The organism is Streptomyces sp. NPDC055400, from assembly GCF_053644375.1.
Genome location: NZ_JBSHLM010000018.1, coordinates 74,057 through 91,551, shown reverse-complemented (window position 1 = coordinate 91,551; position 17,495 = coordinate 74,057). Strand labels below are relative to the sequence as shown.

The 17,495-nt window shown below is 73.2% G+C and carries 14 protein-coding genes and 1 pseudogene; 9 read left to right on the top strand and 6 right to left on the bottom strand.

The window, feature by feature from the left end; translation table 11 throughout:
* Positions 1–47: 47 nt before the first annotated feature.
* A complete protein-coding gene (locus tag ACWIGU_RS36955; protein ID WP_454406040.1) occupies positions 48–785 on the bottom strand; it encodes an ABC transporter permease in 738 nt (245 codons plus the stop codon).
* Positions 786–787: 2 nt separating this feature from the next.
* Positions 788–1,717: an ABC transporter ATP-binding protein gene (locus tag ACWIGU_RS36950; protein WP_454406039.1), complete on the bottom strand. Its 930-nt coding sequence runs from the start codon at positions 1,715–1,717 to the stop codon at positions 788–790.
* A gap of 108 nt (positions 1,718–1,825) precedes the next feature.
* Here ACWIGU_RS36950 and ACWIGU_RS36945 point away from each other — a divergent pair, with 108 nt between their 5' ends.
* The 3 genes from ACWIGU_RS36945 (at position 1,826) to ACWIGU_RS36935 (ending at position 5,003) form a co-directional block, all read left to right on the top strand.
* On the top strand, positions 1,826–3,055 hold the full coding sequence (locus tag ACWIGU_RS36945; protein WP_454406038.1) for a sensor histidine kinase: 1,230 nt from the start codon (positions 1,826–1,828) through the stop codon (positions 3,053–3,055).
* A gap of 45 nt (positions 3,056–3,100) precedes the next feature.
* Complete coding sequence (locus ACWIGU_RS36940; RefSeq protein ID WP_356280021.1) at positions 3,101–3,751, top strand: response regulator transcription factor; 651 nt, start codon at positions 3,101–3,103, stop codon at positions 3,749–3,751.
* A gap of 94 nt (positions 3,752–3,845) precedes the next feature.
* Entirely contained in the window at positions 3,846–5,003 is a 1,158-nt protein-coding gene (locus ACWIGU_RS36935; RefSeq protein ID WP_454406037.1) for an ROK family transcriptional regulator, read from the top strand.
* A gap of 119 nt (positions 5,004–5,122) precedes the next feature.
* Here ACWIGU_RS36935 and ACWIGU_RS36930 read toward each other — a convergent pair whose 3' ends face one another.
* Both ACWIGU_RS36930 and ACWIGU_RS36925 read right to left on the bottom strand, forming a co-directional pair.
* Positions 5,123–5,890, bottom strand: coding sequence for a GntR family transcriptional regulator (locus tag ACWIGU_RS36930; protein WP_454406036.1), 768 nt, complete (start codon positions 5,888–5,890; stop codon positions 5,123–5,125).
* A gap of 286 nt (positions 5,891–6,176) precedes the next feature.
* Entirely contained in the window at positions 6,177–7,055 is an 879-nt protein-coding gene (locus ACWIGU_RS36925) for an RNA polymerase sigma-70 factor (protein WP_454406035.1), read from the bottom strand.
* A 183-nt stretch (positions 7,056–7,238) separates the two neighbouring features.
* Between ACWIGU_RS36925 and ACWIGU_RS36920 the strand changes: the two genes are divergently transcribed.
* Positions 7,239–8,069, top strand: a complete 831-nt coding sequence (locus ACWIGU_RS36920; RefSeq protein WP_454406034.1) for an alpha/beta fold hydrolase — start codon at positions 7,239–7,241, stop codon at positions 8,067–8,069.
* 516 nt (positions 8,070–8,585) lie between these two features.
* On the opposite strand, the pseudogene ACWIGU_RS36915 reads toward ACWIGU_RS36920, so the two are convergent.
* Positions 8,586–8,942, bottom strand: a pseudogene (locus ACWIGU_RS36915) (EamA family transporter); the annotation flags it as partial.
* A 47-nt stretch (positions 8,943–8,989) separates the two neighbouring features.
* On the opposite strand from ACWIGU_RS36915, the gene pdxR reads away from it, so the two are divergent.
* The 3 genes from pdxR to ACWIGU_RS36900 all read left to right on the top strand — a co-directional run bounded on the left by pdxR (position 8,990) and on the right by ACWIGU_RS36900 (position 13,770).
* Positions 8,990–10,453: a MocR-like pyridoxine biosynthesis transcription factor PdxR gene (gene pdxR / locus ACWIGU_RS36910; protein ID WP_454406033.1), complete on the top strand. Its 1,464-nt coding sequence runs from the start codon at positions 8,990–8,992 to the stop codon at positions 10,451–10,453.
* A 175-nt stretch (positions 10,454–10,628) separates the two neighbouring features.
* Entirely contained in the window at positions 10,629–12,212 is a 1,584-nt protein-coding gene (locus tag ACWIGU_RS36905; protein WP_454406032.1) for an alkaline phosphatase D family protein, read from the top strand.
* Positions 12,213–12,318: 106 nt separating this feature from the next.
* On the top strand, positions 12,319–13,770 hold the full coding sequence (locus ACWIGU_RS36900; RefSeq protein ID WP_454406031.1) for a GNAT family N-acetyltransferase: 1,452 nt from the start codon (positions 12,319–12,321) through the stop codon (positions 13,768–13,770).
* A 180-nt stretch (positions 13,771–13,950) separates the two neighbouring features.
* Here the strand turns inward: ACWIGU_RS36900 and ACWIGU_RS36895 are convergent, their stop codons facing one another.
* Complete coding sequence (locus ACWIGU_RS36895) at positions 13,951–15,162, bottom strand: trans-sulfuration enzyme family protein (RefSeq protein ID WP_454406029.1); 1,212 nt, start codon at positions 15,160–15,162, stop codon at positions 13,951–13,953.
* A 60-nt stretch (positions 15,163–15,222) separates the two neighbouring features.
* Between ACWIGU_RS36895 and ACWIGU_RS36890 the strand changes: the two genes are divergently transcribed.
* The gene (locus tag ACWIGU_RS36890) at positions 15,223–15,717 is read left to right on the top strand and encodes an Lrp/AsnC family transcriptional regulator (RefSeq protein ID WP_454406028.1); all 495 of its coding nucleotides are present in this window, start codon (positions 15,223–15,225) and stop codon (positions 15,715–15,717) included.
* 35 nt (positions 15,718–15,752) lie between these two features.
* Entirely contained in the window at positions 15,753–17,456 is a 1,704-nt protein-coding gene (locus ACWIGU_RS36885; protein WP_454406027.1) for a DUF885 domain-containing protein, read from the top strand.
* Positions 17,457–17,495: the final 39 nt, after the last annotated feature.

Here is a 17,495-nt window from a genome sequence, read left to right as displayed (position 1 = left end):
CACCACTGACATTTGGCGGGGCGTACGGCGGTTACGAGTCCCTGCCGTCACGCGTCCCTGCGGCGCAGCGCCCACCATCCGGCGAGGAGCGCGGCCGCCGCCCAGGCGGCGGTCACGGCGAGCCCGGTCCACGGCCCGAGCGTGCCGGCCGGGTCCTGGCGCAGGACCTGCTGCCCGGCGTGGTCGGGCAGGAAGTCGGCGACGGAGGCGGCCATGTCGCCCACGACGAAGGACACGATCAGGATGAACGGGATGAGCAGGCTCAGTACGGCGACCGCGCTGCGCAGGACGACGGTGAGACCGGCCGCGAACAGGGCCATCAGCGCGAGATAGAGGCCGCCTCCGACGCAGGCGCGCAGCGCGCCCGGATCGCCGAGCCCGAGGGCGTACGACCCCATGAACGCCTGCCCCGAGAGGAACGTGACGAACGAGGTGAGCTGGCCCGCGACGAGGGCCAGGACGCCGACGACCGTCATCTTCGCGGCGTAGAGGAGATTCCTGTTGGGGACTGCGGCGAGGGACACGCGCAGGGCGCCGTTGAGGTACTCCGACGACACGGCGGTCGTGCCGAAGGCGATGGCCGCGATCTGGCCGAAGTTGAGTGCGTAGAAGGCTCCGAAGAGAAGGTCGGCTCCTTCGTTGTCCGCCTCGGCCTGTCCGACCGTGGCAGAGGCCAGGATGGTGATGGCGACGGTCGTGGCGAAGACCGCGACGAGTGAGCCGGCGCTGGCGCGCACCGATCTCACCTTGGTCCATTCGGAACGCAGCACGGCGGTGGTCGACATCGTCAGGCCTCCTGGAGGGGCATTGCGGCGGACGCGAACTCGGTGGCGTGCGCGGCGAGGGCGAGGTAGGCCTCCTCCAAGGAGGCTGATTCGTCGGCGAGTTCGAGGACGGGGATGCCGTCCGTGGCGGCGAGCGCGCCGATCTCCTCCGCGCGCGCCCCTGCGACGGTCCAGCGGCCGTCGCCGGTGGCCAGGGCTTCGAGTCCCTTGCGGCGAAGCGCGGCGTGCAGGCTCGCGGGATCGCTGGTGCGGACGCGGACGCGCCGTTCGCTGTGCGCGTCGATGAAGTCCTGCATCGAGGTGTCGGCGAGCAGCCTGCCCCGCCCGAGGACGACGAGATGGTCGGCGAACGTGGCGGTCTCGTTCATGAGGTGGCTGGAGACGAGGACCGTACGGCCCTCGCGGGCGAGGCCGCGCATCAGTTCGCGGATCCAGATGATGCCTTCGGGGTCCAGGCCGTTCGACGGCTCGTCGAGCATCACGACCCGCGGGTCGCCGAGGAGTGCGGCGGCGATGCCGAGGCGCTGGCGCATGCCCAGCGAGAACGTCTTGATCCGGCGCCCGGCGACGGCCGCGATCCCGGCGAGCTCCATGACCTCGTCGACCCGCCGCACCGGGATGCGGTGGGAGGCGGCGAGCGCGCGGAGGTGGTCGCGGGCGGTACGGGAGCCGTGGGCGGCCTGGGCGTCCAGGAGGGCGCCGACCTCGCGCAGGGGTTCTCCGAGCGTGGCATAGGGACGGCCCCCGAGTGTGGCGGTGCCCGACGTGGGCCGGTCGAGGCCGAGGACGAGGCGCATGGTGGTGGACTTTCCGGCGCCGTTCGGGCCGAGGAATCCGGTGACCCGGCCGGGCCCGATGCTGAACGTCAGGCGGTCCACGGCGCGGGTCGTGCCGTACTCCTTGGTGAGCTCTTGGACGTCGATGCTGGTCATGGCTCCAGCCTTCCGGCCGCGCCCCCGCCGGGTCCTCCCCCGGGCGCGGAGAGCGTCTCCCCCGTGAGAGGGAGCCGTCCGCACCCGCACCGCTGGCACGATGGCGGCATGTCCCGCCTCCTCGCGCCGCTGACCCGCGCGGTCACGTACACCCGCTGGCTGCACCTCCTCGTCGGCGCGATCATCGCCCTCGTGTGCGGGTCCGTGTACCCGGGGCTCACCCGGCCGGGGTACGGCGACTGGGCGCTGATTCTGTTGATCCCGGTCCCGCTGCTCATGGCGGCCGCCGTGATCCCCGTGGTCCGCAGGGCCGAGGGGCTTCAGGCCCGCCTGATGCTGTTTCCCGGTGCGCACGCGCGCGTGGAGGACGGTTCGGCTCCAGGGGAGACGGGTGTCTCCGTGGCACCGTCGGTGTCGTGGCGCGACCGGGGCAGGACCGCGGTGTGGCTGGTGCTGCGTCTGTGGGCCGGCTGCGCGATCGCGTTCGTGACAGGCCAGCTCATGGCTCTCGCGCTGGAACTGGTGAACGCAACGTCGGGCGGCCCCGCCGAGGCCGAGTCCCTCATCCCCGTGCCGGGGTACGGCTGGGCGTACGCGTTCCTCGTGCCGGTGCCGCCGCTGGTACTTGTGGGAGTGGTCGCGCTCGCCGGGCGCCTGATGGCGTCGGCCGCCCTCGGCCTGCTCGGGCCGTCCGCGGCGGAGCGTCTGGCCGCCCTGGAGGAGCGCACCGAGCAGCTGCTCGAACGCAATCGCATCGCCCGCGAACTCCACGACTCCATCGGGCACGCGCTGACCGTCGCCGTCGTGCAGGCGGGCGCGGCACGGGCCGCCGCCGACCCGGCGTTCACCGACCGCGCGCTGGGCGCCATCGAGGAGACCGGCAGGGCAGCCCTGGAGGACCTGGAGCGGGTCCTGTTGGTGCTGCGCGAGTCGGGGCAGCCCGCGAGCCGCCGGCCCACGCTCACGGAGGCGGACCGCCTTCTGGACTCGGCGCGCGCCTCGGGGGCGGAGGTCGACGCGAAGGTGCTCGGTGCGCTGGACACGGTGCCCGGTCCCGTCTCCAGAGAGGGCTACCGCATCCTTCAGGAGGCGCTGACGAACGTGCTGCGCCACTCGGGGACCGTCCCGATCCGGGTCGCGGTCACGGTCGACGACGCCCGCCTGTGGCTCGACGTACGCAATCCGCTTCCGGTGGGCGCGCCGGTGAACGGCCGGGGCAGCGGGACCGGCAGTGGTTTGCGGGGCATCCGCGAGAGGGCGGCGCTTCTCGGCGGACGGGCGCGGACGGGTCCCGACGAGGGGCAGTGGCGGGTGCACGTCGCGCTGCCGCTCGGCTGATCCCCGTCACCCCCTGAGCCCCGACTGCTCGCCTACGCTGTCCGGATGCCGCTCACCGTGCTCCTTGTCGACGATGAACCGCTGGTCCGCGCGGGGTTGCGCGCCGTGCTTTCGGCGCAGCCGGACATCGAGGTCGTGGGCGAGGCGGCCGACGGCGCCGCCGTGATCCCGCTCGTCCGGCAGCTGCGTCCGGACGTGGTCGCCATGGATGTGCGTATGCCTCTCCTGGACGGCATCGAGGCCACGCGCGCGGTGCTGCGCAGTGTGTCCGAACCGCCCAAGATCCTCGTGATCACGACGTTCGAGAACGACGAGTACGTGTACGGGGCGCTGCGGGCGGGCGCCGACGGGTTCCTGCTGAAGCGGTCGCGGCCGGCCGAGATCGTGAACGCGGTCCGACTCGTGGCCGAGGGCGATTCGCTGCTGTTCCCCGCGGCCGTGCGGCGCCTCGCGGCCGAGTACGGCAACACGTCGGCACGCGAGGCGATGGACCGCGCGGCGCTCACGGAGCGGGAGGCGGACGTGCTGCGCCTCATGACGCGCGGCCTGTCCAACTCAGAGATCGCCGGCCGCCTCGTCGTGGGCACGGAGACGGTCAAGTCGCATGTGAGCGCCGTCCTCGCCAAGCTCGGGGCGCGGGACCGGACGCAGGCCGTCATCGCCGCCTACGAATCCGGTTTCGTCTCGCCCGGCTGAGCGTCCCCCGTCCCAGAAGCGCACCCGCGCTCGCAGGGGTGTGCCGCGGCGAGTACGATCCGCCCAACACGCGCGCGAGCTGGGAGGACGGACGTTGGGGCGGCTGACCGGCGGGGACCCCTCTCTGCTACGGCGGATCAACTCCGCGGTGGTGCTGCATGCCCTGCGCGCCACGGATCTCGCGACGCTCACCGAGATCACCCGGGTCACCGGGCTGTCCCGGCCCACGGTCGAAGGCGTCGTCGAAGGGCTCATCACGGCGGGGCTCGTCGTGGAGACGGCCGTCGACGACAGCGGTGCGCGGCGTCAGGGGCGGCCCGCGCGCCGGTTCCGCTTCCGGGCCGAGGCGGGGCATCTGCTCGGTCTGGAGATCGGCCCGCACCGCGTGGCCGCGGTCCTGTCGGACCTGGACGGCAAGGTGCTCGGCACCGCCGCGAAGGACGTCGACGAGACCGCTCCGGCCGACGAGCGGATCGAGCGGCTGCGGACCGCCGTCGCGGACCTGCTGCGCCGCGCGGGCGTCGCCCGTAACTCGCTGCGGGCGGTCGGCGTGGGCAGCCCCGGCATCGTGGAGGCCGACGGCACCGTGCGCCTCGGCACCGCCCTTCCTGAGTGGACGGGGCTTCAGCTGGGCGAGCGGCTGCGGCGCTCCTTCAAGTGCCCGGTCCTGGTGGAGAACGACGCGAACGCCGCGGCGGTGGCCGAGCACTGGAAGGGCGCGGCGACCGAGTCCGACGACATCGTGTTCGTACTGGCGGGACTCAGCCCGGGCGCCGGCGCGTTGATCGGCGGCCGGCTGCACCGCGGGTACGGCGGCGCGGCCGGGGAGATCGGGGCACTGCACCTGCTGGGACGCGAGGTGCGTCCCGAGACGCTGCTCTCGACGACGGACGAGCCGCTGCACCCGCTCGACGAGCAGGCCGTCGCGGAGGTCTTCGCTCTCGCGCGCCAGGGCGACGAGCGGGCGGGCGCGGCCGTCGACCGGTTCCTCCAGCGGCTGGTGCACGACGTGGCGGCGCTGGTGCTCGCCCTCGATCCGGAGCTGGTCGTGGTGGGCGGCTGGGCGGCCGGCCTGGACGGCGTACTGGAGCCGCTGCGCCGGGAGTTGGCCCGCTACTGCCTGCGGCCGCCTCGCGTGGCCCTGTCGGTGCTGGGCGAGGCGGCGGTCGCGACCGGGGCGCTGCGGCTCGCGCTGGATCATGTCGAAGAGCAGTTGTTCGCCGTCGAGGGCACGGTCACGGCGCGCCGCTAACCGGAACGCGCCAGACGCCGAAGGCCCACCGTGAAGGATCACGGTGGGCCTTTGCGGAATGCGGCGCGCTCGGCGTGCGCGGATTGCGGTGCGCGCTCCCGGGCTGCGGCGTGCGCGGGTCAGGAGGCGCGGCGGTCCGGGCCGTGGTGGATCTCGACGCCGCCCGAGTCGCCGAAGGTGAGGCGGCACGTGTCGGCTCGGTAGGTGGCCACGGAGACCGCGGCGGTCTCGCCCTCGCTGAAGAACCGGGTCGTGACGACGAGGACGGGCGCCCCCGGCAGCCGGTCGAGCTCCTTCGCGTCGTCGGCGCGGGCCGAGCCCAGCTCGACGGCGCGGTCCTGCCCCTCGAGCCCGAGCCGCCGCAGCTCACGCAGCACGGAGCGCGCGCGGGAGGGCCCCGACGGGGCGTCTATGGCGGAGAGTTCGGGCACGGACGACGACGGTACGTACAGCAGCTCGGCGGCGACGGGCTGGCCGTGCGACACGCGCGTGCGGCGCACCCGGTGGACGCGCTCGTCGGGCGCGGTGCCGAGGATGCGGGCCACAGCGGGCGGCGGCACCGCGAGCTCGCTGTCGACGGCCTGCCAGGCGTCACCGTCGGCGGCTTCGGGCCACTCCTGGTCGTCGGTCGAGTCGACCGCCACGCCCACACGGGGCGGCGCGACGGTGGTGCCCACGCCACGGCGGCGCTGGAGCCTGCCTTCGAGTTCGAGCTGTTCGAGCGCCTGGCGGAGCGTGGCACGGGCGACTCCGAAGCGGGCCGCGAGGTCCCGCTCGTTCGGCAGGATCTCTCCCACGGCGAACTCGGAGTCGAGTGCCTCGGTCAGCACGGTCTTGAGGTGCCAGTACTTCGGCTCCGGCGCCGTTTCCAACTGCGTGGTCCCCACCCTGTCCTCCGCAATCGCCGTGTCCCGGCTGTGTTTAGCGCCCTTGTTTATTAAAGGTTCCTGCACTATCTCTGCGAGGGTAGGCCCGCCCTCCGACTTGGTCAAGACCAATCGTCGGTCCGCTCCGGGGCCCGCGGGGGGCTGTGCCGCAGAGCGTTCATGACGGTCCGCAGAGCGTTCACACCGCGTTCGCGAAACGACGAGAGCCCCCGCCCTGTCGGGGCGGGGGCTTCGGTGCCACAAGGGCGGCCACGGAGAAGGCGGTGAGAGGGCCGCGGCGAGAGTGTCAGGCGAGCGACATCAGTTTGTCCGGGTTACGCACGATGTATACGCACTGCACGCGGCCGTCGGCGACATCGACCTGGAAGACGCTGTCCGGCTTGCCGTCGACGAGGGCGAGCACGGCAGGCCCTCCATTGAGCTCCACGATCCGGAAGGTGAATCCGGCGCCGCCGCTCTTGGCGGCCCCGAGCAGGAAGCGGCCCACCTTGTCGGCGGACTCGATGACGCGCAGCGGCGCCTTGGACTTGCCGCCGCTGTCGCCGACGAGACGCGCGTCGGGCGCGAGGATCGTCATCAGGCCCTTCAGGTCCCCGCCCGTCGCGGCCGCGAGGAAGCGCTCGGTGAGGTCGCGCTGCTCGACGGGGTCGACGTCGAAGCGCGGCCGGCGCTCGTCCACGTGCTTGCGGGCACGTCCCGCGAGCTGGCGCACGGCGGACTCGCTGCGTTCGAGCGTGGTGGCGATCTCGGCGAACGGGAATCCGAACGCCTCGCGGAGCACGAACACGGCGCGCTCCAGCGGCGAGAGGGACTCCAGGACGACGAGGACGGCGAGCGACACGGACTCGGCGAGTACGGCCGCCTCCGCGGTGTCGGGCACGGTCGGCCCGAAGTCGGTGACCAGCGGCTCCGGCAGCCAGGGACCCACGTACGCCTCGCGCCGGGTCTGCGCCTGCCGCAGCCGGTCGATGGCCAGGCGGGTGGCGACGCGGACGAGGTAGGCGCGCGGTTCGCGCACCTCGTCGCGGTCGGCCTGCGCCCAGCGCAGCCAGGCGTCCTGGACGACGTCCTCGGCGTCGGCCACGCGGCCCAGCATGCGATAGGCGACCCCCATCAGGACCGGCCGGTGTTCTTCGAAGACCTCAATCACGGTGTCGGTTGCCACCCATACATCCCAACGGACGCGGCGCCATGTGTCCAGGTGGAATCGGTGCGTCGGTGACCACAGACGGCTCCGCGCCGGGCTTCGCTCCCCCGTCCCCCCTTGAACTGGACGCTACTGAGCGGTAATTGTTGCTGACAAGCAGTCTAAGGAACCGTCGCGCCGGCGTCGGGGACAGGGAGCGACATGGCCACAGAGGTGTCCTTCAGTATCGAAACCCCCGACGGCCCCCGCGAGGTGACCGTCGCGTACGAACGCGTGGGCACCGGGGAGCCCCTGCTTCTCCTGCACGGGATCGGCCACCACTGGCAGGCCTGGGCCCCCGTGATCCCGGTCCTGGCCGCCGAACGCGACGTGATCGCCATCGATCTGCCGGGCTTCGGCGCCTCTCCCGCGCTGCCCGACGGCGTCTCCTACGACCTGCCGACGGTGACGGCGACGCTCGGCTCGCTCTGCGCGGCCCTCGGCGTCGAGCGGCCGCACGTGGCGGGCAACTCCCTCGGCGGTCTGCTTGCCCTGGAGCTCGGCCGCGAGAAGCTCGTACGGTCGGTCACCGCACTGTCGCCCGGCGGGTTCTGGTCGCAGGCCGAGCGCCGTTACGCGTTCGGCACGCTGCGCGCGATGCGGCAGGGGGCGCGGGCGCTGCCCGTTCCCGCGATCGAGCGGCTGTCCCGGTCGGCTGCGGGCCGGACGGCCCTGACGAGCACCATCTACGCCCGCCCCGGCCGCCGTTCACCCGATGCGGTCGTCGCGGAGACCCTGGCCCTGCGCCACGCCCCCGGGTTCGCGCAGACCCTCGCCGCGGGCCTGGACGTGCAGTTCACGGACGACGTGCCGGACATCCCGGTGACCGTCGCCTGGGGCACCCGCGACCGGCTGCTGCTGCGCCGCCAGGGCATCAGGGCCAAGCACGCCGTTCCGGGAGCCCGCCTCGTGCGGCTGCCCGGCTGCGGTCACGTCCCCATGAGCGACGACCCGGCGCTCGTCTCCCGCGTCATCCTGGACACCAGTCGCTGACCGCGCGCCGAACACGCCGGAGCCCAGCGCCACTCCGGCGCCGACGAGCGCGCTGCCGACGGCCTGCGCGGCGCCGTACGTCCCGGTGCCGACAAGTGGCGCGGTGCACGCCGCCGCCACGGGGATGAGGCCGGAGAACAGGGTGGCGCGCTCGGCGCCGATGCGCTGCATGCCGATGTACCAGCACACGAAGCCGATCACTGTCACGACGGCGGCCTGCCACAGCAGCGCCGTCGCCTCGGTGGCGTCGGGCACGCGGAGCATGTCCGCCCCGTCGAGCACCACGCCGGCCGCGGCCGATTCCAGGGCCGCGACCCCGCAGACCGTGCAGGACAGCAGTTTCGGGCCGAGAACCCGCAGCACCGGCACCGCGAGGACGGCGAAACCGACCTCCCCGACGAGGGCTCCCACGGAGAACAGGAGGCCGGCCGTGTCCGTGCGCCCCCAGCCCTGGACGGTGAACGCGCCGACGGCGACCAGCAACGCCCCGTAGAGGACGACCCGTTGGGGCCGACGGCCCGCGAGCAGGGGTACGAGCACGGCCACGACGACCGGGGCGCATCCGACGAAGACACCTGGGACAGCTGGTTCGGCGCTGCGCTCGGCGGCGAGCACCGCGAGGTTGAAACCGACCATCCCGACGGCCGCGAGCAGTGCGAGGCGCCCCCATCGGCGGCCGGTGAGGCGGCGCAGCGGCGCCGTGCCGCCGCGGCGGAGGAGCGGCAGCAGAAGCACGCAGGCGAGGGCGTAGCGGAGGAACTGGCCGCCGGCGTACGGGTAGTCGCCCAGGACGCTGTTGGCGGTGAAGGAGGCGCCCACGAGGACGCAGGCGAGGGCGGCCGGGAGGGCCCCTCGGATCGGGTGCGCGTTCATGGCCCTGACGCTAGGCAGAGCGGCGGCCCGGATTAAGGTCCACGTTCATGACGCCATCGGGGACCAATCCGCGTGCGGCGGACGGTGGCGGCCAACCATCGTCCGCCGCCTGGGAGTTACTACTCACCGCCGCATCGGCACCCGCACGCGCGCGTGGACGCGGTCTCCAGGCCGCGCTGCGGGACGCCGTCAGGTCGGGGCGGCTCGCGCCCGGGACGCGGATGCCGTCGAGCCGCGATCTCGCGGCGGATCTGGGCGTCTCGCGCGGGCTGATCACCGAGGCGTACGAGCAGCTGACCGCCGAGGGGTATCTGCGCAGCGGGCGCGGGGCGGGTACTTGGGTGGGCGGGGCGGTGCGCGCCGCGGCGGCGGCCGGTGTGCGGGACCTGGCGCCCCGCCCGCCGGGCACGCGCGCCGACTTCGTGGCGGGCAGCCCCGATCTGTCGCTGTTCCCGCGGGCGGCGTGGGCGGCGGCGCAGCGCGGCGTGCTGGCCGAACTGCCGCACCACATGCTGGGCTACCCGGATCCGCGGGGCATCCCCCGGCTGCGTACCGCGCTGGCGGAACTCCTCGCGCGGCGGCGGGGTGTGGTCGCCGATCCGGAGCGGATCATCGTCTGCTCCGGAGTGGCACAGGCGGTGACATTGCTGGGGTTCGTGCTGCACGCGCGCGGGGAGCGGTCCGTGGGCGTCGAGGACCCGGGGAGCCCCGATCTCGGTGCGCTGTTCGCCTCGGCCGGTGTCGGCACGACCCCGCTGTCCCTGGACGGCGAGGGGCTGGCACTCGGGCCGCTGCGGGACGCGGGGGTGCGCTCCGCGGTGACCACGCCGTCCCACCAGTTCCCCTCCGGCATCGCCTACGCACCGGCGCGCCGCACTCAACTCCTCGACTGGGCACGGTCGGTGGACGGCCTCGTCATCGAGGACGACTACGACGGTGACTTCCGATACGACCGCGCTCCCGTAGGGGCGCTCCAGGGGCTCGACCCGGAGCATGTCGCGTACACGGGCTCGGTGAGCAAGTCGCTCGCCCCCGGGCTGCGGCTCGGCTGGGTGGTGGTGCCCGCGGGTCTGACCGACGAGGTCGTCGAGCGCAAGCGCTACATGGACCTCGGCAACCCCGCCCTCGACCAGGCGCTCCTGGCCCGTTTCATCGAGCGCGGCGACTACGACCGCCAGTTGAGGCGCTGCCAGCGCGCCTATCGGGAGCGGCGCGACACCCTCGTGGCCGCGCTCCAAGAACATCTGCCGGGCACTCAGGTGACGGGGATCGCCGCCGGGCTGCATGTCATCGCCTGCCTCCCCGGGCGCTACGGGTCACAGGAGGCGCTCCTCGAACGGGCCGCGGCGGCCGGGGTCACCGTGCGCCCGCTGAGCCACTACGGCACCTCGGACAGCGGCGACGGCGGAGTGCGGCTGGTCCTTGGGTACGCGCATCTGCCGCCGGCCCGGATCGCGGACGGCGTACGTCTCCTGGCGCGCGCGGCTCGCGAGGGGGCCACGCGCGCGTGAGCCGCGGCGTGGGGCAGGTGAGGCGGCGCAGCGCGCCGGGTTCCCGGATCCCCAGGGGCAGTTGTTCACTTGGGGTTCGCGTGTGCGCCGTGGTGAGCCCGTAGGTGTGGCTTCGCCGCGGCGCCCACGCAGTGGTGGCACCGCACTGTCGGAACCCGTTTCTGGAGGCGTATTCATGTCACACCGTCCGCCGAGTTCTCTGCCCGGCCGCCGCGGGGTGCTGCGCGGCTCGCTCGCCGCTTCGGCCGCCCTGGCGCTGCCCGTCGTGGGCCCGGCCGCAGCCCCGGCCTTCGCGCTGTCGGGTCGCCCGAAGGCGGCGTGGGGTGTTCAGGCAGGGGACGTCGGCGCGCACTCGGGGCTGATCTGGACGCGCTCCGACCGGCCCGCCCGCATGATCGTGGAGACCTCCGCGACGGAGTCGTTCCGCCGGTCCACCAGGTGGCACGGGCCGCTGATCGGCGCGGGCACGGACTTCACGGGCACCACGCGCCTGCGCGGCCTGCCGCCGGGCGAGCAGATCCACTACCGCGTGGTGCTCGCCGACCCCGACGACCCCCGCCGCACGGGCGAACCCGTCACCGGCACCTTCCGCACCACCCCCGTGGGCCGCCGCGACGGGGTGCGCTTCCTGTGGTCGGGCGACATCGCGGGCCAGGGCTGGGGCATCAACCCGGACATCGGCGGCTACCGCGTGTACGAGGACATGCGCGCCCTGAACCCGGACTTCTTCCTGTGCAGCGGTGACAACATCTACGCCGACGGCCCGATCCTGCCCAGCGTCACGCTGCCGGACGGCCGGGTGTGGCGGAACGTCACGACCGAGGAGAAGTCCAAGGTCGCCGAGACGCTGGCCGAGTTCCGCGGCGCGTTCCGCTACAACCTCCTCGACGAGAACGTGCGCCGCTTCAACGCGCAGGTGCCGTCGATCGTCCAGTGGGACGACCACGAGGTGCACAACAACTGGTATCCGGGCCAGATCCTTGACGACGCCCGCTACACGGAGAAGGACACGAACGTCCTCGCCGCGCGGTCCCTGCGGGCGTTCAGCGAGTACTTCCCCGTCTCCACGCTGCCGCCGGGCGACGACGAGGGCCGTGTGTACCGGGTCCTGCGGCACGGCCCCCTGCTCGACGTGTTCGTGCTCGACATGCGCTCGTACCGCAACGCCAACTCCCCGGGCCGGCAGCCCGACGACGCGACCGGGATCCTCGGCGCGCGGCAGCTGGCGTGGCTGAAGCGTGAGCTGTCCCGGTCGCGGGCCGTCTGGAAGGTGATCGCCTCCGACATGCCGCTCGGCCTGGTCGTGGCCGACGGCGCGGTGAACTTCGAGGCCGTCGCGCAGGGCGATCCGGGAGCTCCGCTCGGCCGGGAGCTGCAGATCGCCGAGCTGCTGCGGCACATCAAGCACGACCGGATCACGGGAACGCTGTGGCTCACCGCGGACGTGCACTACACGTCGGCCCAGCACTACGACCCCTCGCGCGCCGCGTTCCAGGACTTCGAGCCGTTCTGGGAGTTCGTCTCGGGCCCGCTGGCGGCGGGCGGTTTCCCGGCGGTGAAGCTGGACGCCACCTTCGGTCCCGAGCAGAGCTTCGTCAAGGCGCCGGACCGGGCCAACACGTCGCCGATGGAGACCCCGCAGTACTTCGGCGAGGTCGACATCGACGGCGGCAGCGGCGAGCTGACGGTACGGCTGCGGCAGCAGGGCGGCGACGTGCTGTTCTCCAAGGTGCTTCAGCCGGGGCGGGTCGGCCAGTAGAGGGCCAAAGCAGCCAAAGGGGACATAAGCATTCTTTACCCATCGGTCACAAAGCGTTCGTGATCACGCAACACCGTTCCTTCACAGTGGCTACATGAGTCTAGACATGTCTGATGTGAGGCGGGCCAAGAACGGCCGCCCCGTCCACCACTGGCGGCGCGACGTCGTCGAGCTCGCCGCCCTGTTCACGGCCGTGGCCGTCGCGGACGCCGTGGCGAACGTCGTCGGTCACGGCCCCGACGGCCCCGCGCTGCTCGCCATCTCGGCGGTCGCGCTCCTCGCCACGGCCGGATTCCACACATGGTGGGCACGCCGCCACAACCACGCACCCCCGACAGGCGATACCGACGCCCGGCGGCTCCCCACGGAGCGCGCCGGGCGGTCGGAACGGCCCGACACAGAGGTCCCCGCGGGCGACGGCCAGCCGGCGACGAACGAGGCCACGGCCACCGCGCTGTGGCGCATGCGGACGACGGTCCGTGACGAGCCGGGGTCGCTCGCGGCACTGTGCACGGCGCTCACCCCGCTGCGGGTCGACATCCTGAGCCTCCAGACGCATCCGCTGGGCGAGGGCACCGTGGACGAGTTCCTGCTGCGCGCGCCGCAGGACCTGCCCGCCGCCGGACTCACCCGGGTCGTGTCCCTGGCCGGCGGCTCCGGCACCTGGATCGAGCGGGCCGACGCCCACGACCTCGTGGACGCGCCCACCCGCATCCTCGGTCTCGCCACGCGCACGGCCCTGGACGCGGCCGAACTCCCGCTCGCCCTGCGCCAGTTGCTCGGCCGGTGCACCATCAGGTCGCTCCCGGCCACGACGATGAGCGGCCGGAGGACCGAGAGCGCGCCCGTGGAGGGGGCACTCGAAGGGACCGTGATACGGCTCCGGGCCCCGGAAGGCGGCGTGATCACCGTGGAGCGGCCGTATCTGCCGTTCACGCCCACCGAGTTCGCGCGCGCCCGCGCCCTGGTCGAGCTCGACGCACGGCTCGGCCCGCGCATCCCCCGCAGCCAGGACGTCCTGACGCTCCGCGAGGGGAACGCGATCACCGTGCGCCGGGCCGACTCGAACGACGTGGAGGCGGCCAAGGCCATGCAGGAGCGCTGCTCCCGCGCGACCCTGAGCAAGCGCTACCACGGGCCCGTCGGCGACGCGGACCGCTACCTCAACCACCTGCTCAGCCCCCGCTTCGGCCGCACGCTCGCCGCGCAGACCACCTCGGGCCGCATCGTCGCCCTCGGACATCTGTTGTGGGACGGCGACGAGACGGAGATCGCGCTGCTCGTCGAGGACGACTGGCAGCGCCGCGGCATCGGCACCGAGCTGCTCGGCCGCCTGGTCGCGATGGCGATCGAGGCGGGCTGCGAGAGCGTGTACGCCGTCACGCAGGCGTCCAACACCGGGATGGTCGCGGCGATGCGCGGCCTCGGACTGCCCCTCGACTACCAGATCGAGGAGGGCACGCTGGTGATCACAGCGCGCTTGGAGGCGACGCCGGTCAGGTCGCGGCTGCCGTACGAGGGGCCCCGCGCGGCGTACGAGCAGGCCGACCGGCACTGAGGTCCGCTCCGGCCGGGACCGGCTCCGCGCGAGCCGGCCCGGACCGGTCCCCTCCTGCTTCTCTCCGGCCCGGACCGGTCCCCTCCTGCTTCTCTCCGGCCGGACCGGTCCCCTCCTGCTTCTCTCCGGCCCGGACCGGTCCCCTCCTGCTTCTCTCCGGTCCGGGCAAGCTCCTCTACGTCACTCCGGCACCCGCAGGCGCACCTCGGCCGCACGCCCCGTAACAGCGCCCGGCTCCCCCAACGCCCGGTCCAGGTCCGCCCACAGGTCCTCGACGTCCTCGAGTCCCACCGAAAGCCGCAGCAGCCGGTCACTCACGCCCGCCGACCTGCGGTCGCCCGCGTCGACGATGCGGTGACTGATGGACGCCGGGTGCTGGATGAGCGAGTCGACGCTGCCGAGGCTGACGGCGGGCGTGACCAGGCGGACCGAACGGATCACCTCGTGCGGGTCGCCCACGGTCTCGAAGGCGACCATCGCGCCGCCGATCCGCGGGTAGTGCACCCGCGCGACACGCGGGTCCCCGGACAGGCGCGCCGCCAGTTCGGCCGCCGTCGCCGACGCCGCCCGGACGCGCACCGGCAGCGTCGCGAGGCCGCGCAGGAGCAGATATCCGGCGAGCGGATGCAGCACGCCGCCCGTCGCGAACCGCACCTGGCGCAGCTGCCGGGCGAACGCCTCGTCGCAGGCCACGACCCCGCCCATGACGTCCCCGTGCCCGCCGAGGAACTTGGTCGCGCTGTGCAGCACCAGCCGCGCGCCGTGCTCGACGGGCCGCTGGAGCACCGGTGTGGCGAAGGTGTTGTCGGCGAGGAGCGGCACCGTTCCGCACGAGTGGGCCACGGCCCGCAGATCGAGCTCGGCGAGCGTCGGATTGGCGGGTGACTCCACCATCACGAGCCCGGTGTCGGGCCGGATCGCGTCCGCGATGCCCGCCGGGTCCACCCAGGTCACCTCCGTGCCGAGCGCCCCCGCGGTGAGGAGGTGGTCGCTGCATCCGTACAGCGGCCGGACGGCGACGACATGGCGCAGCCCGGCGCCGTTGCGTACGAGCAGCACCGCGGTCAGGGCCGCCATGCCGCTCGCGAAGGCGACCGCGCTCTCGGTCCCTTCGAGCCGGGCGAGGGCGGTCTCGAAGCGGCCGACGGTCGGGTTGCCGAGCCGGGCGTACACCGGCGGGCCCTCGTCGAGGACGCCGTCCGCCGCGAACGCGTCGATGCGGGCGGCCTCGCCGCGGCTGTCGTACGACGGGTAGGTGGTGGACAGGTCTATGGGCGGGGCGTGCAGACCGAGTCCCGCGAGGTCGTCGCGGCCGGCGTGCACGGCTTCGGTGGCCAGGGCGCGCCGGTGGGCGGGGCCCGGGCGCATCCCTGCGTACAGGTCGTTGTCCATGGGCGAAAGCCTGAACAACGGCCGGGGTTCGGCGGACAAACCCCGTGCTACGTTCGGCCGATGGCTGATTCTGTCGTACTTGATCCGGTTGATCTGCACATACTGCGCCTCCTCCAGAACGATGCCCGCATCACCTACCGGGACCTCGCCGCGGAGGTCGGCGTCGCGCCGTCCACGTGCCTCGACCGCGTGACCCGGCTGCGCCGGTCCGGCGTGATCCTCGGGCATCAGCTGCGCCTCGACCCGGCGAAGCTGGGCCGCGGGCTCCAGGCGTTGCTCTCGGTGCAGGTGCGGCCGCACCGGCGCGAGCTGGTCGGCCCGTTCGTGGAGCGGATCCGGGCACTGCCGGAAGCCCGGTCGGTCTTCCATCTGACGGGCCCCGACGACTACTTGGTGCAGGTCGCCGTGCGCGACCCCGCCGACCTCCAGCGGCTGGTGCTCGACGAGTTCACGGCGCACCGCGAGGTGGCGCGCGTCGAGACGCGGCTGATCTTCCAGCAGTGGGAGTGCGGCCCGCTGCTGCCCCCGTCCGCCGACGCCGTCGGTGAATCTTGATGACGCGGCCCCCCGCCCCGTACGACGATGGCGGCATGTCAGATTCGTCAGCCACAGCAGCAGCCGTCACCGGACCGCTCCCGCGCGAAGTCGCCGACTCCTACGTCGACGAGCTCATCGCCCTCGACCCCGTCACCGGCACCTACCTCGGCGTGCCCGAGAGCCACAGCAAGCTGCCCGACCTCTCACCCGCCGGTCAGGAGGCCCTCGCCGGTCTCGCGCGGGCGACCCTCGCGCGGCTCGACGAGGCCGAGCGCAGGCCCGGGGCCGACAGCGCGGCCGAGCGCCGCTGCGGCCGGCTCCTGCGGGAGCGGCTCACGGCCGAACTCGCCGTGCACGACGCCGAGGAGAACCTGCGGGCCGTCACCAATCTGGGCGGGCCCGTCCACAACATGCGGGAGGTGTTCACCCTCACGCCGACCGCGACGGACGCGGACTGGGCGGCCGTCGCACAGCGGCTGCGCGCCGTGCCCGGTGCGCTCGCCGGGTACCGCGAGACCCTGGCCCTGGGCCTGGAGAAGAAGCTCCACGGCGGACCGCGGCCGACCGCCACGTTCATCGAGCAGCTCACCGAGTGGGCGGGCGAAGAGCGCGGCTGGTTCGAGGACTTCACCGCGGACGGGCCCGACGCGCTGCGCGCCGAGCTCGACGAGGCCGGCAGCGCCGCGACGGCCGCGGTGGTCGAGCTGCGCGACTGGATGCGCGACGTGTACGCGCCCGCGATCGAGGGCTCGCCCGACACGGTGGGGCGCGAGCGGTACGCCCGCTGGTCGCGCTACTACAACGGCACGGACCTCGACCTCGACGAGGCGTACGCGTACGGCTGGGCGGAGTACCACCGCCTGCTCGGCGAGATGAGGACCGAGGCGGAGAAGATCCTGCCCGGCGCCGCGACGCCGTGGGTGGCGCTCGCGCACCTCGACGAGCACGGCACCCACATCGAGGGCGTGGAGGAGGTGCAGCGCTGGCTCCAGGACGTGATGGACGAGGCGATCGAGGCCCTCGACGGCACACACTTCGAACTCGCGGAGCGGGTACGGAAGGTGGAGTCCAGGATCGCCCCGGCGGGCAGCGCCGCGGCGCCCTACTACACCGCGCCGTCGGAGGACTTCACGCGGCCGGGTCGCACGTGGCTGCCGACGATGGGCCAGACCCGGTTCCCCGTCTACGACCTGGTCTCCACCTGGTACCACGAGGGCGTGCCCGGTCACCATCTCCAGATCGCGCAGTGGACGCACGTCGCGGACAGCCTCTCCCGCTACCAGGCGAGCGTCGGCATGGTGAGCGCCAACGCCGAGGGGTGGGCCCTGTACGCGGAGCGTCTGATGGACGAGCTGGGCTTCCTCACGGACGCCGAGCGGCGGCTCGGATATCTCGACGCGCAGATGATGCGCGCGACCCGCGTCATCGTCGACATCGGCATGCATCTGGAGCTGGAGATCCCGGCGGACTCGCCGTTCCACCCGGGCGAGCGGTGGACGCCCGCCCTCGCGCAGGAGTTCTTCGGCGCGCACAGCAGCCGGCCCGCGGACTTCGTGGAGAGCGAGCTGACCCGCTATCTGTCCATCCCCGGGCAGGCGATCGGCTACAAGCTGGGCGAGCGCGCGTGGCTGCTCGGCCGCGCCAACGCGCAGGCGAGGCACGGGGACGCGTTCGACGCGAAGGCCTGGCACATGGCGGCTCTCTCGCAGGGGTCGCTGGGCCTCGACGACCTGGTGGACGAGCTGTCCCAGCTGTAACTCGACTGCGGGCGGCGGCACTTGGCGGCTGCCGCCCGC

What these genes read in the sequence shown, in the direction of transcription:
- ACWIGU_RS36955 (WP_454406040.1), bottom strand. Translation starts at nt 785, where the DNA reads ATGTCGACCACCGCCGTGCTGCGTTCCGAATGGACCAAGGTGAGATCG.
- ACWIGU_RS36950 (WP_454406039.1), bottom strand. Translation starts at nt 1,717, where the DNA reads ATGACCAGCATCGACGTCCAAGAGCTCACCAAGGAGTACGGCACGACC.
- ACWIGU_RS36945 (WP_454406038.1), top strand. Translation starts at nt 1,826, where the DNA reads ATGTCCCGCCTCCTCGCGCCGCTGACCCGCGCGGTCACGTACACCCGC.
- ACWIGU_RS36940 (WP_356280021.1), top strand. Translation starts at nt 3,101, where the DNA reads ATGCCGCTCACCGTGCTCCTTGTCGACGATGAACCGCTGGTCCGCGCG.
- ACWIGU_RS36920 (WP_454406034.1), top strand. Translation starts at nt 7,239, where the DNA reads ATGGCCACAGAGGTGTCCTTCAGTATCGAAACCCCCGACGGCCCCCGC.
- pdxR (WP_454406033.1), top strand. Translation starts at nt 8,990, where the DNA reads ATGACGCCATCGGGGACCAATCCGCGTGCGGCGGACGGTGGCGGCCAA.
- ACWIGU_RS36905 (WP_454406032.1), top strand. Translation starts at nt 10,629, where the DNA reads ATGTCACACCGTCCGCCGAGTTCTCTGCCCGGCCGCCGCGGGGTGCTG.
- ACWIGU_RS36900 (WP_454406031.1), top strand. Translation starts at nt 12,319, where the DNA reads ATGTCTGATGTGAGGCGGGCCAAGAACGGCCGCCCCGTCCACCACTGG.
- ACWIGU_RS36895 (WP_454406029.1), bottom strand. Translation starts at nt 15,162, where the DNA reads ATGGACAACGACCTGTACGCAGGGATGCGCCCGGGCCCCGCCCACCGG.
- ACWIGU_RS36890 (WP_454406028.1), top strand. Translation starts at nt 15,223, where the DNA reads ATGGCTGATTCTGTCGTACTTGATCCGGTTGATCTGCACATACTGCGC.
- ACWIGU_RS36885 (WP_454406027.1), top strand. Translation starts at nt 15,753, where the DNA reads ATGTCAGATTCGTCAGCCACAGCAGCAGCCGTCACCGGACCGCTCCCG.